Consider the following 14598-nt stretch of genomic DNA (forward strand, 5'->3'; position numbering starts at 1 on the left):
TGATGGCAGACGACAGCTGGAACGGCAACGGTTCGGGCAGCACGCTGTTCACCAATGTGCGCGTGCTCGACGCATCAGGTGAATATCCTTACACCGGCGAGGTGCTGGTGCAGGGCAACCGCATCAAGCAGATCACCAAGGGCTCGTCGCGCTTCGGCTCGTCCTCGTCGTCCTCCTACAGCGGTGGCGCGGCAGGGGGGGCAACCGTCATAGACGGTATGGGCGCGACACTGATGCCGGGCATGATCGATGCCCATCTGCATCTGTCCTGGAACAACGCGCCCGGCATCGACCCCATCCAGATGATGGAAATCGAGGAGCACATGCTGGTCACCATGGAGATGGCCAAGCTGGTGCTTGACGCCGGCTTCACCGCCGGCCGGGGCGCGGCGGCCGCAAAGCCGCGTCTCGATGTCGTCGCCAAGAAATTCATCAACCAGGGTCGTTTTCCGGGACCGCGCTACCTCGCGGCGGGTCCGGAAATCACCACGGTCGGCGGCCTCGGCGATTCCGCGCCGTCGCACATCCCGCATGAGGGGCTGAACCTCGGCCTCGTCGTCTCGGGGCCCGAGGAAATCCGTCGCACCGTGCGCCAGCTGATCAAATACGGCGTCGATTCGATAAAGCTCAACCTGTCCGGCGAGAGCATCACGGGCATGGGCGCCGAGGAGACGCCGATGTCGGAAGAAGAGGTCGCCATGGCCGCCTCCGAGGCACGCTGCCGCAACAAGGTACTGTCGGCGCATGCGCGTTCGTCGGGCTCGGTCAAACAGTGCATCCGCCACGGCATCCAGAACATCTACCATGCCTCCTTCGCCGACGAGGAAGCGCTCGACATGCTCGAAGCGGCCAAGGACAAGCACTTCGTCGCGCCGGGCATCGCCTGGCTGATCAACACGGCACGTCACGCCGAGCAGTGGGGCATCAAGCCGGGCTCGCCGCTGTCGCTCGAATACGAGCGCGAACTCGAAATGTGCATCGAGACGATGAAGAAGATGCACCGGCGCGGCATCCGTGTCTGCATCGGCGGCGACTATGGCTTTGCCTGGACGCCGCAAGGCACCAACGCCAAGGACATCCAGACCTTCGTCGAGATGCTGGGCTTCTCGCCCATGGAGGCGATCCAGGCCGGCACCAAATATGGCGGTCAGATCATGAACATGGGCGACGAGCTAGGCATGATCAAGGAAGGCTACCTTGCCGACCTTCTCTTGATCGACGGCGATCCGATCTCTGACGTGCGCATCCTGCAGGATAAGAACCGCATCCTTGCCATTATGAAGGACGGCAAGTTCCACAAGGCGCCGCGCATGAACGAGCAGCGCCGGCGGCTGACGGCATGAGCCTGCTCGGCCAGCCATCTCAGACGCTCTCCGAGAGCGGCGGCATCACCGGCCGGCAGGCATGGGGCCTCGTTGGCCTGCTCGCCGCCGCTGTCGTCGCATGGCTGGTCTTCGCGGTCTGGCCGGATTGGCTGAACGCCATCCTTATTTCGAAGAAGGCCTTCGTCAGCGCCATCCTCAACGGCATCACCCTGGCCGGCCTCTACTTCCTCGTTGCCAGCGGCTTCACCCTGATCTTCGGCCTGATGCGCAACGTCAATCTGGCGCATGGCTCGCTCTATCTGCTTGGCGCCTATATCGGCTACGAAGTCACCAACCGCACCGGCTACTGGCTGCTCGGCGTCGCCGCCGGCTTCGCGGTTCTGGCCATCGTCGGTGTCGTCATGCAGGTCTTCGTTTTCCGTCGGCTGGAGGGCGACGATCTTCGCCAGACCCTGGTCTCGATCGGCATCTCGATCGTGGCAGCCGACCTGATGCTGGCGGTGTGGGCCGGCGGCACTTACCAGATCACCACCCCCGAATGGCTCGATGGCGCATTGACCTTGCCCGTTATCACGGCGGTGCGCTCCAACGGCGCCTCGGTCTTCCTCACCTATCCGCTCTACCGCGTCGTGGTGCTGGCGGCCGCCATCGTCATTGGCGTCGGTCTTTGGCTGATGCTGCACAAGACCCGCGTCGGCATGATGATCCGCGCCGGCGTCGACGACCGCGCCATGCTGCAGGCGTCGGGCGTCAATGTGCATGCGGTCTTCGCCATCGTCTTTGCCGTCGGCGCCGGCCTTGCCGGCTTTGCCGGCGTCGTCGGTGGCTCGGCGCTGTCGGTCGCGCCAGGCGAGGATGTCCGCTATCTCCTGGCCTCGCTGGTGGTCGTCATCGTCGGCGGCATGGGCTCGATCACGGGCGCCGCCATCGGCGCGCTGCTGATCGGCCTGGCCGAGCAGATCGGCCTCGTCTACTTCCCGACCTATGGCATCGTGCTGACCTTCGTCATCATGGTGGTGACGCTGGCGGTGCGGCCGCAAGGCATCATGGGGAAGGCACGATGAGCCTGGCCATCGCCACAACCAGCGCCACGCCGCAGCGGAACTGGCTGGAGAAGCTCGGCGCCGGCCACATCATCCTTGCCGTCGCACTGGTGCTTTATCCACTGGTGGCGTCCGATTTCTTCCTGACTCAGATCGGCGGCTATTCGCTGATCTTCGGCATGCTGGGCCTGTCGCTGATGCTGCTCGCCGGCTATGGCGGCATGGTCAGCCTGGCGCAGATCACCGTCGCCGGCATAGCGGCCTATGCCATCGCCATCCTTGGCAACAACAACTCCAGCATTCTCGGTCTCGGCTGGCCGTGGTGGCTCGCGGTTCCGTTCGCGGTTCTCGCGGCGGCCCTGGCGTCGGCGCTGATCGGCTGGATCTCGGTGCGCACCGAGGGCATCTACACGATCATGATCACGCTGGCGATCGCCACCGCGACCTTCTATTTCGCGCAGCAGAACTACGCCATCTTCAACGGCCATTCCGGCTATACCGGCATCCGTGCGCCGGTCTTCTGGAGCGTCAACTGGCGCGATGCCAGGCCATTCTACTATCTCTGCCTGGGTCTGGCGGCGCTGTCCTACGCGGCGGTGCTTTACGGCTCGCGCTCGACCTTCGGCATGACCTTGCAGGCGATCCGTGACAACCCGCGCCGCATGCGCGCGCTGGGGTACCATGTCACCGCGCACAAGGTCTTCGCCTGGCTGCTCGCAGGTGTCATCGCCGGACTTGCGGGCGTGCTGCTGGTCTGGTTCAACGGCCGCGTCTCGCCCGGTACCATCGGCGTCGATGCCGCGATCGACGTGCTGATCATCGCCGTCATCGGCGGCTTGCGCCACCCGATCGGGCCGTTCCTGGGCGCGGTCGTCGTCGTCCTGATGCAGACCTTCGCCATCGATATCGTCGGCGCCGAGCGCTTCAACACGCTGATCGGCATGGTGTTCCTGGTGATCGTCTTCGTCTCACCGGATGGAATTCTTGGGTTGTGGGGGAGGATCAAGCCACATCTTGCCCAGGAGTCCTTGCGTCCAGGCCCATAGGAGCCGGGATGGATGAACCACTGCAAAACCAAATCAAAGGGAGGAAAACGATGAGAATGCATAGACGGACATTGCTGGCGCTGGCGGTATTCACCGGGCTGACCGCGCCTTCGATGGCACTGGCTGCCGACGACACCATCAAGATCGGCCTGCTCGCAACCTTCGAAGGCCCGTTCACGGTGCTCGGCGAGGACGGCGAGCGCGGCGCCATGACCGCCGTTGCCGAGATGAACGGCACCGTCGCTGGCAAGAAGATCGAGATCGTCAAGGGCTCTTCCGATGCCTCGCCCGACAGCGCCGTGCGCGCGGCGCGCAAGCTGGTCGAGCAGGACGGCGTCAAGGTGCTGGTCGGCCCGCTTTCGGGCGACGAGGGCATCGCCGTCAAGGACTACGCCAAGACGCAGCCGAACGTGACCTTCATCAACGGCACATCGGCGGCGCAGGACACCACGCTGCGCGACCCGGCTGAGAACTTCTTCCGTTTCTCGACCGATGGCGCGCAGTGGATGGCCGGCCTCGGCACCTATGCCTTCAAGGACAAGGGCTACAAGAAGGTCGCCACCGTCGCCGAGGATTACTCCTTCCCCTACACGCAGGTGTTCGGCTTCATGGCCGAGTTCTGCAAGGCCGGCGGCCATGTGCCGTCGAAATCCTGGGTGCCGATCGGCAACAAGGACTTTTCCTCGGTCATCGCCGCCATTCCTGAGGATGTCGACGCAATCTACGTCGCGCTCGGCGGCGCCGATGCGGTCAACTTCCTGACCCAGTACCAGCAGGGTGGCGGCACCGCGCCGCTGATCGGCGGCTCGATCACTGTCGACCAGACCGTGCTGACGTCGAAAGGCAAGCTGAAGGAAGTGCTGAAGGGCACGCCATCCGCTGGCCCGACCGCCGACACCAACGACGCGCCGGCCTGGAAGGCCTTCGTCGAGGCCTACAAGAAGCAGCCGGGTGCGTTTCCGTCGCCCTCGCTGTTCGCCCATGGCTACTATGTCGACATGAAGGCGACGCTGCTTGGTCTCGACCAGGTTGGCGGCGATGTCTCCGATGGCGGCAAGAAGCTGCGCGACGCGCTGTCGAAGCTGTCCTTCGACACGCCGACGGGCAAGGTGTCGCTCGACAAGAACCGCAATGCCATCGCCGACATCTTCCTGACCGAGGTCACTGAAGGCGCCGACGGCAATCTCCTCAACAAGCTGGTCAAGGTCGTGCCGCAGGTCAACCAGACGCTCGGCATTCCCGAAGACGAGTTCATGAAGCTCGGCGCGGTCAACCGCGACAATCCGAGCTGCCCGTAACACCACGATTGAGTGCAGCCGCCAGTGACCGAAAGCTTCGCAGCAAACCGTCTCCAGAGCACCGGCGCCTATGCGCTGGAGCTTGATGGCGTGGCGCGGCATTTCGGGGCGCTGGTGGCGCTCTCGGGCATCACCATGAGGATCGCGGCCGGCGAACGGCGCGCGGTCCTCGGCTCCAACGGCGCCGGCAAGACGACCCTGTTCAACGCCGTCACCGGCGATTTCCTGCCGACGGCGGGGCGCATCCGCTTCTTCGGCGAGGACATCACCGATCTGCCGCCGCATGAGCGCATCCGGCGCGGCCTGCGCCGCACCTATCAGATTTCGCAACTGTTCAAGGGCCTGTCGGTCCTCGATTCCATCTTTCTCGCCTGCCGGGGCGTCTCGCGTCGGCGGTTTTCGCTGCTGCGTCCGGCCACGACCGACGTCAACATGGTGCAGGCGGAATCGATCCTCAACGCCGTGCACCTCGAAGCCTATCGCGACACGCTGGTGGCGACGCTGAGCCATGGCCAGCAGCGCCAGTTGGAGATCGCGCTGGCGCTGGCGGGCGCGCCGCGCTTCATCCTGTTCGACGAGCCGGCGGCCGGCCTGTCGCCGACCGAACGTCGCGATCTCGTCGCCATCCTCAACGCGCTGCCGAAGCATATCGGCTACATCATCATCGAGCATGATCTCGATGTCGCGCTGCGCGTCTCGGAATATGTCTCGATGATGCACAATGGCCGCCTGTTCAAGGAAGGCACGCCGCGGGAGATCGAAGCCGATCCGGAAGTCCAGGAGATCTATCTCGGGGGCAAGCATGGCTGAGCGTCCCGGAAAGATCGCGAAGGCAATGCTGCGCATAGACGACCTGCAGGTTTTCTATGGCGAGAGCCATGCGCTGCAGGGCGTGTCGCTGACGCTGGAAAGCGGCGTGCTGTCGGTGGTCGGCCGCAACGGCATGGGCAAGTCGACGCTCTGCAACACCATCGTTGGGCTGAAACGGGCGAAGTCAGGTTCGATCCGCGTCGATGGCCGGGAGATCACCTCTCTTGAGCCGCACGAAATCCACCGCCTCGGCGTCGGCTATGTCCCGCAGGGGCGCCGTGTCTGGCCGAGCCTGACCGTCGACGAGCATCTGCGTCTGGCCGCCGGCAACAGGCGCGATGCCAGCTGGACGGTCGAGCGCGTCTACCAGACCTTTCCACGGCTCGCCGAACGCCGCGCCAATGGCGGCTCGCAGCTGTCGGGCGGCGAACAGCAGATGCTGGCGATTTCGCGGGCGCTGCTCAGCGATCCTAAACTGCTGGTCATGGACGAGCCGACCGAAGGCCTGGCGCCGGTCATCGTCGACCAGGTCGAGCGCATGCTGATCGACCTCGCCGCCGAAGGCGAGATGGCGGTGCTGGTCATCGAACAGAATATCGGCGTGGCGACCGCGGTCTCGAACCAGGTCGCCATCATGGTCAATGGCCGCATCAACCGGCTGATGGACGCCAAGGCGCTCGCCGCCGACCGTGAGTTGCAGCAGCGGCTGCTCGGCGTCGGCCGCCATGCCGAGGAGGCACCGGTCACGCCGGCGGAAGCCGCGCAGGCCCGGGACCAACTGGCGGAAGTCTATCGCGTCGACAGGGCTGGCGCCGGTACGACCGAACCGATGCCGCGGAGCGGCGTCTATCGACCGGTCACCGAAATGCCCAATCGCTGGAACGTGCCGGTCACCGAATTGCGACAGGCCGCGGTCGACAAGACCGCACCGCAGGACGACTTGAAGAAGGTCTTCGCCATCCCCTTCGCCGAACGCATCGGCAGGACCGTGCTGATCGTCGGCACCTTCGACACCAAGGGCAAGGAATTGCGCTTCGTTGCCGACCGGCTGAAGTCGCTTGGTCTGCCCGTGCGCACCGTCGACCTGTCGACATCGGGAAAACCGGCCAGCGCCGATGTGCCCGCCATGCAGGTGGCCGGCATGCACGCGCGTGGATCCTCCGCCGTCTTCACCAATGATCGCGGCGGCTCGGTCAGTGCCATGGCGGAAGCTTTCGCACGCTGGATCGAGCGTGAGCCACGCATCGGCGGCGTCATCTCGGCGGGCGGTTCCGGCGGCACCACGCTGGCGACGGCAGGCATGCGCGTGCTGCCGGTCGGCATCCCCAAGCTGATGGTCTCGACGGTGGCGGCCGGCGATGTCGCCAAATATGTCGGCGGCGCCGACATCATGATGTTCCATTCGGTGGCCGATGTTCAGGGGCTGAACTCGATCACCGAACAGGTGTTGTCCAACGCAGCGCACGCCATGGCCGGCATGGTCGCGCAACTGCCCAATGCCGAGGCGTGGGAAGCAAGGCGCAAGCTGGCGCGGCCGGCCGTCGGCATCACCATGTTCGGCGTCACCACACCTTTGGTGCAAGCTGTCACGAAACGCCTCGAAGCCGACTACGACTGCCTCGTCTTCCATGCCACGGGGATTGGCGGGCGGGCGATGGAAAACCTCGGCGATTCCAGGCTGCTGTCGGCCTTCCTCGATCTCACCACCACGGAAGTGGCCGACATGATCGTCGGCGGCGTGTTCCCGGCGACGGAGGATCGCTTCGGCGCTGCGATCCGCACCGGGCTGCCTTATGTCGGCTCGACCGGAGCGCTCGACATGGTCAATTTCGGGCCGCGCGACAGCGTTCCGGAGAAATTCCGCAGCCGCAAATTCGTCATCCACAATCCCAACGTCACGCTGATGCGCACCACGCGCGACGAAAACCGCGCCTTCGGGGAATGGATCGGCACGCGGCTCAACGCCATGAACGGTCCGGTGCGCTTCCTGCTGCCGGAGGGCGGTGTCTCGATGCTCGACGCGCCCGGTCAGCCCTTTCATGACCCGGAAGCCGACAACGCTTTGTTCGAGGCGATCGAGAAGACGGTGCGCCGCACGCCCTTGCGCCATGTCGAGCGGGTGCGGGCCAACATCAACGACACGCCTTTCGTCGACGCGGCGATCGCTGCATTCCACGCGGTCACGCCGAAGCTGCAGAGGCGGGCATGAAGAATTGGACTTCGCCACCATGCGGGTGGATGTTTGAAAATATCGCCGGTCGCCCCGTGCCGACCGCATTGTCTTGGGGAGGATAGATCATGGACGCGCAGACCTTTGGCGCTTTCCTGTTGTGGCTGATCATTGCCGCGGTCGTCGTGGTGATCGCCGTTTACGTCTTGCGCTGGCTCTATCGCCGCTCGACCAAGGAGACGGCGTTCGTGCGAACCGGCTTCATGGGTGAGAAGGTGGTGGTCAACGGCGGTGCCTTCGTCATCCCGGTCCTGCACGAGATCACTCCGGTCAACATGAACGTGCTGCGCATCGAGGTGCGCCGCGAGGATGCGCTGGCGCTGATCACCCGCAACCGCATGCGCGTCGACCTGATCGCCGAGTTCTTCGTGCGCGTTGGCGCCAGCCGCGAACTGGTGGCCGCTGCCGCGCAGACGCTTGGCCGCCGCACGCTGCAGCCCGACAGCCTGCGCGAATTGCTGGAAGGCAAGTTCGCCGGCGCGCTGCGCACCGTCGCCGCTCAGATGACGCTGGAAGAGATGCATGAGTTGCGCGGCGACTATGCCGCCAAGGTGCGCAGGCTCGCCGAGGAGTCGCTCGCGGCCAACGGGCTCGAGTTGGAGAGCGTCGCCATCGTCGACCTCGACCAGACCAGCCTCGAATATTTCGATCCCTCCAACGCCTTCGACGCCGAGGGTCTGACACAGCTGACGGAATCGATCGAGACCCGCCGCCGCATGCGCAACGAGATCGAACAGCGCACGCTGGTCGACATCCGCAACCAGAACCTCGACACACAGCGCAAGGTGCTGGAGATCGACCGCGACACCGAATACGCGCGCCTCGAACAGGAACGCGAGGTCGAGATCCGCCGCGCCGCCCAGCGGTCTGAATTGGCCATTGAGCGTGCGTTGCGTGACCAGGAATCCGAGCAGGCACAGCTCTCGTCGCGCGAGGCCGTCGAAAAATCGCGGCTCAACCAGGAGCGCAACATCACCGAGGAGCGCATCAAGAGCGAGGAAGACACGCAACGCCGCGAGATCGCGCGCCGCCGTTCGCTCGACGAGACCGAGATGAAGATGCGCGAACTGACCGAGCGCGAGCAGATCGCGCTCGAACTGTCGTTGGAAAAGGCCCGCATCGAGCGTGAGGGCGCGCAAAGCAAGCTCGAGATCGAACGCAAGAAACTGCTCGAAGTGGCTGAACTGGAACGCCAGATCGCGCTCGCCGAAAAGGCGCTGGAAGTGACCCGGGCCGAGGCGGAAAAACGCCGTGCCGAGATCGTCGAGAACCAGGCCACCGAGACGGCGCGAATCGCGCAGGAACGGGTGGTGGACGAGGTCCGCATCGAACGCGAGCGTCACCTTGAAGCGCTGCAGATCGCCAAGCGCCAGGCGTTCGAGGAGGCCGAGATTTCGGCGAGTGAGGAGGTCGAGCGCGCCCGTATCACCACCGAGCGCGGCATCGAGGAAGCGCGGCTGATCAAGGATCGCGATATCCGCCAACTGGGCGTCGACCGCGACCAGAAGATCGAGATCGCGGAAATCCAGAAGGCGATCGACATCGCCAAGAAGACGCAGGAACGGTCCTCGGCGATCGCGGCTTCCGAGGCGGTACGCGCCAAGGCCGTCCAGGCCGAGGAACAGGCTTTCACCGCCCGCGAACGCGAGATCGCCGAACGCCGCAAGCTGACCGACCTGATCGGTGCGCAGCGCGAGGCAGAGCGCGAGGCGCTGCGCATCACGTCCGCCGCGGATGCCGAGATGAAGGCGGCGAAAAGCCTGGCGGAAGCGCAGAAGATCGCCGCAGTCGCTTCGGCGGAAGCGGAGAAGATCCACGCCCTTGCCGCGGCCCAGCGCTACGAGGTCGACGCATCGGGCCATCGCCAGCTCAACGAGGCCGAGAACCTGCTGTCGAACGAGGCCCGCGCCGGGCGCCTGCGCGGCAAGCTGCTTGACCACATGGAAGGCATCATCCGCGAAAGCGTCAAGCCGATGGAGAAGATCGACGGCATCAAGATCCTGCATGTCGACGGCCTCAACGGCGGCACCGGCGGCAACCGCAACGTCACCGACGAGGTCATCGACTCCGCGCTGCGCTACCGGGTGCAGGCACCGATGATCGACAATCTGATGAAGGAGATCGGCATCGAGGGCGGCTCGCTCGGCCGCATGACCGACGTGCTGCGCGACGCCAAGGATATTTCCAGCCTGACCCGCGACAAGAAGGGCAAGGGAAAGGCCGCCAAGGACGACGATGACGACCGCGATCATTGAGGTGAGGGCGGTGTTCTCTTGCGTTTCGTTGGGCCGTGCGAGACCATGTCTTGCGCCTGATCGCCATGCTGCGTCGGTTCGCGATGACTGCCAAGCAAGGGTCGAGCTGGCCCGGGGCGAGACAATGCATGCGCGAACGGCCATGCCCACAGCCGGCTCGCAAGCATGACCAAGGTCTATGTCTCTTCGGTCATTCCGGCTCCCGCCGCGGAAGTCTGGAAGCTTGTGCGCAACTTCAACGCATTGCCGAGCTGGGCGCCGTTCGTCGCCGAGAGCCGCATCGAGCAGAACGCGCAGGCCGACCAGATCGGCTGCATCAGGAGTTTCACGCTCAAGGACGGCGGCCGCATCCGCGAAAGGCTGCTGGCGCTGTCCGACTACGACCTGTCGTGCAGCTACGCGATCCTCGAAAGCCCGATGGCGGTGGAGAACTATGTCGCCACCCTGTCGCTGACGCCGATCACCGACGGCAACCTGACGCTCGCCGAGTGGCAGGCGGAGTTCGACTGCGCGCCCGATCGCGAGGCGGCCTTAGTGCATCAGATCGGCAATGGCGTCTTCCAGACCGCACTGAGAGCGCTGAAACACCGGTTCGGGCGCTGACGCCGGCCGATGGTCAAGGTTTGCCAGAGCACGATCATCGAGGCACCGGTTGACGAGGTCTGGGCGATCCTGCGCGATTTCAACGGCCATGACCGCTGGCATCCGGCGATCGCCTTCAGCGAGATCGAGGGCGGCGAAGCGGTCGATGCGGTTGGCGCCGTGCGCCACTTTCGGCTGAACGACGGCGGCGAATTGCGCGAGCAATTGCTGGCACTATCCGACAGGGACCGCCGGCTGAGCTACTGCCTGCTCGAAGCGCCGCTGCCTCTGATGGGCTATGTCGCCTCGATCCGGCTTAAGCCGGTGACCGACGGCAATGCCACCTTCTGGGAGTGGCGCTCTGAATTCCAGCCGCCGGCGCATCGCCGCGACGAACTGGTCAGGCTGGTCACCGAGGACATCTATCAGGCCGGCTTCGCGGCGGTGCGCAATCTTCTGAAGCGCAGGAGCGTAGGCTCGCCAGTCGAGACGAGACCGTCCCAGGCAATTGTTGCGCCGGGGCCGTCCATCGACATGGCGCGTGCGGCGCCAAGGATCGCGCCTGGCCAGACCGCAACGACCCCTGCGATCGTTGTCGAGCGTTACGGCGGACCGGAGGAGTTGCGGCTCAGGGACATCGAACTGCCGCCGCCGGCGCCGAACGAAGTGCGTATCCGTCACACGGTGATCGGCGTCAATTTCATCGACGTCTATTGTCGCACCGGGTTTTTCGACCTTTTGAAGCCGCCCGGCGTGCCCGGCATGGAAGCGGCCGGCATCATCGAGGCAGTCGGCTCGGCGGTGTCCGGCTTTTCGGCCGGCGACCGCGTCGCCTATGCCTGTCCGCCGGTCGGCGCCTACAGCGAGCGGCGCAACATGGCGCCTGAATTGCTGGTTCATCTTGCGGACGACATCACGGATGAGATCGCCGCCGCAGGCCTGCTCAAGGGCGTGAGCGCGAGCTTCCTGCTGCACGACGTTCATGCCGTCAAGCCGGGCGAAATCGTCCTCATCCATGCGGCGGCCGGCGGCATCGGCCAGTTGCTGGTGCAATGGGCGCGTCATCTCGGCGCGACGGTGATCGCGACCGTTTCGAGCGACGACAAGGCACGCACCGTCGAACGTCTCGGCGCGCACCATGTCATCGTTTATTCCCGCGAAAATTTCGCCGATGCCGTCATGCGGCTGACAGGGGGCAGGGGAGCCGACGTCGCCTATGACGCCGTCGGCAACGACACCTTCGCCGGCTCGCTCGCGGCCCTTGCAGTGCGCGGCCATCTCGTCAGCTTCGGCCAGGCCTCCGGGCCGATCGGCAATTGGGATATCGGCCGCTTCGCGTCGAAGTCGCTGACCATTTCGCGGCCCAACTATGCCCATTTCACCGACACACCGGAAAAACTTGAGCCGCACGTCGCCAGGTTCTTCCAGGCGCTTCGCCAGGGCGTGGTCAAGGTTGAGGCACCGACGCGCTACGGTCTCGCCGATGCCGCCAATGCGCACCGCGATCTGGAGTCGCGCCGCACGACTGGCGCGCTGGTCCTGATGCCCAGGCCGTAGCCATGGTCAGCCGGTTGCGCGCGCGTAGATGTCGAGAACGTCCGTTACGCTGGCGATCAGCAATTCTCCGGCTTTTGGCGCCACGGACCGGGTCGCCACCGCGCCGTCGAGACGGCCGAGATACTGGCTGATGAGGGGCAGGGGGATGTCACGATCGCCGAGCGCCTGCATAAGCGCATCCACGGCCTGCTGGGCCGCCGGCGCCGGCCAGTAATAGCGGATGCGGTCGCTGTAGGAGAAATGGCGTTCGATCCGTTGCTCAGCCTCGGAGCCGTGATAGTAATTCTTCCAATTGTCCGGCGCCGCCAGCATGACGCGATCCATCGCCGCCGGCAGGGTTTCGCGCGTCCGGTCGGGAACCAGAACCTCGGCGATATGGCTCAAACCGTAGAGCGCTTCGCGCAGCGCGAAGGTCAGCCATGGCCCGACCTTGAGGATGGCGAAGCCGTCATCGACCAGCGCGGTCAGCGCCGAAATCGGCTGGTAGTCCGTCGAATGCGCCTCGAAGACAAATTGCGGCAGGTCCCGCAACGTATCGCCCAATGCACGGGCGTGTTCCGGTTCATAGGTGATCACCTCGGCATTGCCGAATTCGACACCCGGCTGCACGACGACACCGATCGCCCGCGAAAAGGCCTGGTCGAGACCTCGCCGGCTGAAGGCATCGCGGTGGACACGCACGGTTTCACGCGCGGCTTCCGGTGTGGTCACCGCCAGATGGTCCATTGCTTCCAGGGCGCCGCCCGGCACCGGCACTTCGGTGCCGATGACATAGACCGGCTTGGGGCCGCCGCTGCGTTCGGTCGCGGCCTCGGCCACTTCCGCCAGTTCGGCGGCGCGCGCGGCGACCGTCGCATCGGCAGGTGCGGCACCTTCGCCGGCACAACCCATGCTGGCGTCGAGATGGATCTTGGTGAAGCCGGCCTCGGCATAGGCGTCGACCATGCGCGAGGCCTTGGCCATCGCCTCGGGCGCCGGCAGGTGTTTCCATGGATTGGGGCCGAGATGGTCGCCGCCGAGCACCAGCCTCTCCAGGGGGAAGCCGACCTTGCCGGCGACCGTCTCGACGAAGCGGCGGAAATCCCTTGGCGTCATGCCGGTATAACCGCCCTCGTGGTTCACCTGGTTGCAGGTGGCCTCGATCAGCACATCGGCGTCGCGCGCCTTGCCGTGGCGCAGCGCCGCTTCGATCACCAGCGGATGAGCCGAACAGATCGAGGTTATGCCACGGCGTTCGCCCGCCGCCCGGTCCGCCGCTATGGCCGACAACCCGTCCGTAGCCCGGCTCATACTGGCGCTCCGGTCTTGGCGGTCGCAAGGAAGGCTTCGACGGCGGCAAGCGAGGCGATGCCCTCCATCGGGCCCTTCTTGGTCACCGCCAGCGCGCCGCAGCTATTGGCGATGCGCAGCGCCTTCTCGGGCGCTTCTGCGCGCAGCCAGAAGGAGACGAAGGCCGCGGCGAAACAATCCCCGGCGCCGGTCGGGTCGATTTCGTCGACGACGAAGCCCGGTGACGCGGTCCGTCCGGTCTGGTCGTAATGAACGGCGCCTTGCGCGCCTTTCTTGACGACCACGGTGGAGATACCGCGATCCAGCATTTCACGCGCCGCGTTTTCCTCGTCGGCCGCTTTGGCGAAGATGAACAGTTCCGGACCGCTCGGCAGGAAGACATCGGTCTTCGACAGCACGAAATGCAGTGCATCGCGCAGGCCCGGCAGATCGAGCATCTCCTTGCGGATGTTGGGGTCGAAGGAAACGGTACCGCCGCGCGCCTTGACAGTTTCGATCCCGTTGCGCGCCACCTCGATCACCTCGGGCGAGAACAGTGACGTGCCCATGACGTGAAAATGGTCGGCGCCGGCCAGCAGCGCGCGCGCCTCGGCGCCGATCTCGATAAGGCCGGCGGCACTCTGCTTGATGTTGTAGACGAAGTGCCGGCTGCCGTCGGTCTCATAGGTGACGAAGGCTGTGCCCGTGGCGGCGCCACGGTGGACCTTGATGGCCGAGATGTCGGCGCCGTCGGCGCGCAGGCGCTCGATGTTCAAATGGCCGAAATCGTCATCGCCGACGGCTGCGATCAGGCCCGCCGGCTGGCCGAGCCGCGCCGCCTGGTCGATGAAGATCGCCGGCGCGCCGGAGGGAAACGGGCCGACCAGAGGGCCGGGGGCAAGGAAACTCTGGCCGATCCGCTCGGCCATGATCTCGACCAGGATCTCGCCGGCGCAAACCAGTTTCTTCATGTCCTCACCATTCCCAGACTGCCCCGCGGCCGGTTGCCGAGCGCCTTCTCCACGTCCGTACAAGGCCAAAGCCTAGGTTGCGGTTTTCGGAGCGTCAATAAATAATTTGACGTGCGCAATGCTTTTGCATTGTAGTGGAAACGTGAAAATTTGACTGAACAAATTCGGTCGAGCAATGCTGCCTGACGGCAACGGTCGCAGGACTGATTCTG

11 protein-coding genes are annotated in these 14598 nt (G+C 65.1%); 9 read left to right on the top strand and 2 right to left on the bottom strand.

Going from position 1 to position 14598, the window contains the following annotated elements; all coding sequences use genetic code 11:
* Positions 1–2 precede the first annotated feature (2 nt).
* The 9 genes from AC07SZ_RS33225 to AC07SZ_RS33265 all read left to right on the top strand — a co-directional run bounded on the left by AC07SZ_RS33225 (position 3) and on the right by AC07SZ_RS33265 (position 12146).
* A complete protein-coding gene (locus tag AC07SZ_RS33225; RefSeq protein WP_056564555.1) occupies positions 3–1343 on the top strand; it encodes a metal-dependent hydrolase family protein in 1341 nt (446 codons plus the stop codon).
* Positions 1340–2389, top strand: a complete 1050-nt coding sequence (locus AC07SZ_RS33230; RefSeq protein WP_494917607.1) for a branched-chain amino acid ABC transporter permease — start codon at positions 1340–1342, stop codon at positions 2387–2389. The genes AC07SZ_RS33225 and AC07SZ_RS33230 overlap by 4 nt, the downstream gene beginning before the upstream one ends.
* Entirely contained in the window at positions 2386–3414 is a 1029-nt protein-coding gene (locus AC07SZ_RS33235; protein ID WP_056564552.1) for a branched-chain amino acid ABC transporter permease, read from the top strand. The genes AC07SZ_RS33230 and AC07SZ_RS33235 overlap by 4 nt, the downstream gene beginning before the upstream one ends.
* Before the next feature lie 50 nt (positions 3415–3464).
* Positions 3465–4712 carry an ABC transporter substrate-binding protein gene (locus AC07SZ_RS33240; RefSeq protein ID WP_056564548.1) on the top strand — a complete coding sequence of 416 codons (1248 nt, stop codon included), beginning with the start codon at positions 3465–3467 and terminating at the stop codon, positions 4710–4712.
* 24 nt (positions 4713–4736) lie between these two features.
* Complete coding sequence (locus tag AC07SZ_RS33245) at positions 4737–5522, top strand: ABC transporter ATP-binding protein (protein WP_056565703.1); 786 nt, start codon at positions 4737–4739, stop codon at positions 5520–5522.
* Complete coding sequence (locus AC07SZ_RS33250) at positions 5515–7731, top strand: ABC transporter permease (RefSeq protein ID WP_494917608.1); 2217 nt, start codon at positions 5515–5517, stop codon at positions 7729–7731. Before AC07SZ_RS33245 ends, AC07SZ_RS33250 begins: the two co-directional genes overlap by 8 nt.
* A gap of 89 nt (positions 7732–7820) precedes the next feature.
* Positions 7821–10007, top strand: coding sequence for a flotillin family protein (locus AC07SZ_RS33255; RefSeq protein WP_065004933.1), 2187 nt, complete (start codon positions 7821–7823; stop codon positions 10005–10007).
* A gap of 165 nt (positions 10008–10172) precedes the next feature.
* Positions 10173–10610, top strand: a complete 438-nt coding sequence (locus AC07SZ_RS33260; protein WP_172374264.1) for an SRPBCC family protein — start codon at positions 10173–10175, stop codon at positions 10608–10610.
* Between the two features lie 9 nt (positions 10611–10619).
* A complete protein-coding gene (locus AC07SZ_RS33265; protein ID WP_494917609.1) occupies positions 10620–12146 on the top strand; it encodes a zinc-binding dehydrogenase in 1527 nt (508 codons plus the stop codon).
* Between the two features lie 6 nt (positions 12147–12152).
* Here AC07SZ_RS33265 and AC07SZ_RS33270 read toward each other — a convergent pair whose 3' ends face one another.
* Positions 12153–13436, bottom strand: a complete 1284-nt coding sequence (locus tag AC07SZ_RS33270) for a D-tagatose-bisphosphate aldolase, class II, non-catalytic subunit (protein WP_056564534.1) — start codon at positions 13434–13436, stop codon at positions 12153–12155.
* Positions 13433–14386, bottom strand: coding sequence for a sugar kinase (locus tag AC07SZ_RS33275; RefSeq protein WP_056564531.1), 954 nt, complete (start codon positions 14384–14386; stop codon positions 13433–13435). The genes AC07SZ_RS33270 and AC07SZ_RS33275 overlap by 4 nt, the downstream gene beginning before the upstream one ends.
* Positions 14387–14598 lie beyond the last annotated feature (212 nt).

The organism is Mesorhizobium sp. GW821-FHT07A06 (genome assembly GCF_059419085.1).

Bases quoted from the DNA above. Each gene is read 5' to 3' on its own strand.
- AC07SZ_RS33240 (WP_056564548.1), top strand. From the start codon at position 3,465: ATGAGAATGCATAGACGGACATTGCTGGCGCTGGCGGTATTCACCGGG.
- AC07SZ_RS33230 (WP_494917607.1), top strand. From the start codon at position 1,340: ATGAGCCTGCTCGGCCAGCCATCTCAGACGCTCTCCGAGAGCGGCGGC.
- AC07SZ_RS33235 (WP_056564552.1), top strand. From the start codon at position 2,386: ATGAGCCTGGCCATCGCCACAACCAGCGCCACGCCGCAGCGGAACTGG.
- AC07SZ_RS33225 (WP_056564555.1), top strand. From the start codon at position 3: ATGGCAGACGACAGCTGGAACGGCAACGGTTCGGGCAGCACGCTGTTC.
- AC07SZ_RS33260 (WP_172374264.1), top strand. From the start codon at position 10,173: ATGACCAAGGTCTATGTCTCTTCGGTCATTCCGGCTCCCGCCGCGGAA.
- AC07SZ_RS33270 (WP_056564534.1), bottom strand. From the start codon at position 13,436: ATGAGCCGGGCTACGGACGGGTTGTCGGCCATAGCGGCGGACCGGGCG.
- AC07SZ_RS33250 (WP_494917608.1), top strand. From the start codon at position 5,515: ATGGCTGAGCGTCCCGGAAAGATCGCGAAGGCAATGCTGCGCATAGAC.
- AC07SZ_RS33255 (WP_065004933.1), top strand. From the start codon at position 7,821: ATGGACGCGCAGACCTTTGGCGCTTTCCTGTTGTGGCTGATCATTGCC.
- AC07SZ_RS33265 (WP_494917609.1), top strand. From the start codon at position 10,620: ATGGTCAAGGTTTGCCAGAGCACGATCATCGAGGCACCGGTTGACGAG.
- AC07SZ_RS33275 (WP_056564531.1), bottom strand. From the start codon at position 14,386: ATGAAGAAACTGGTTTGCGCCGGCGAGATCCTGGTCGAGATCATGGCC.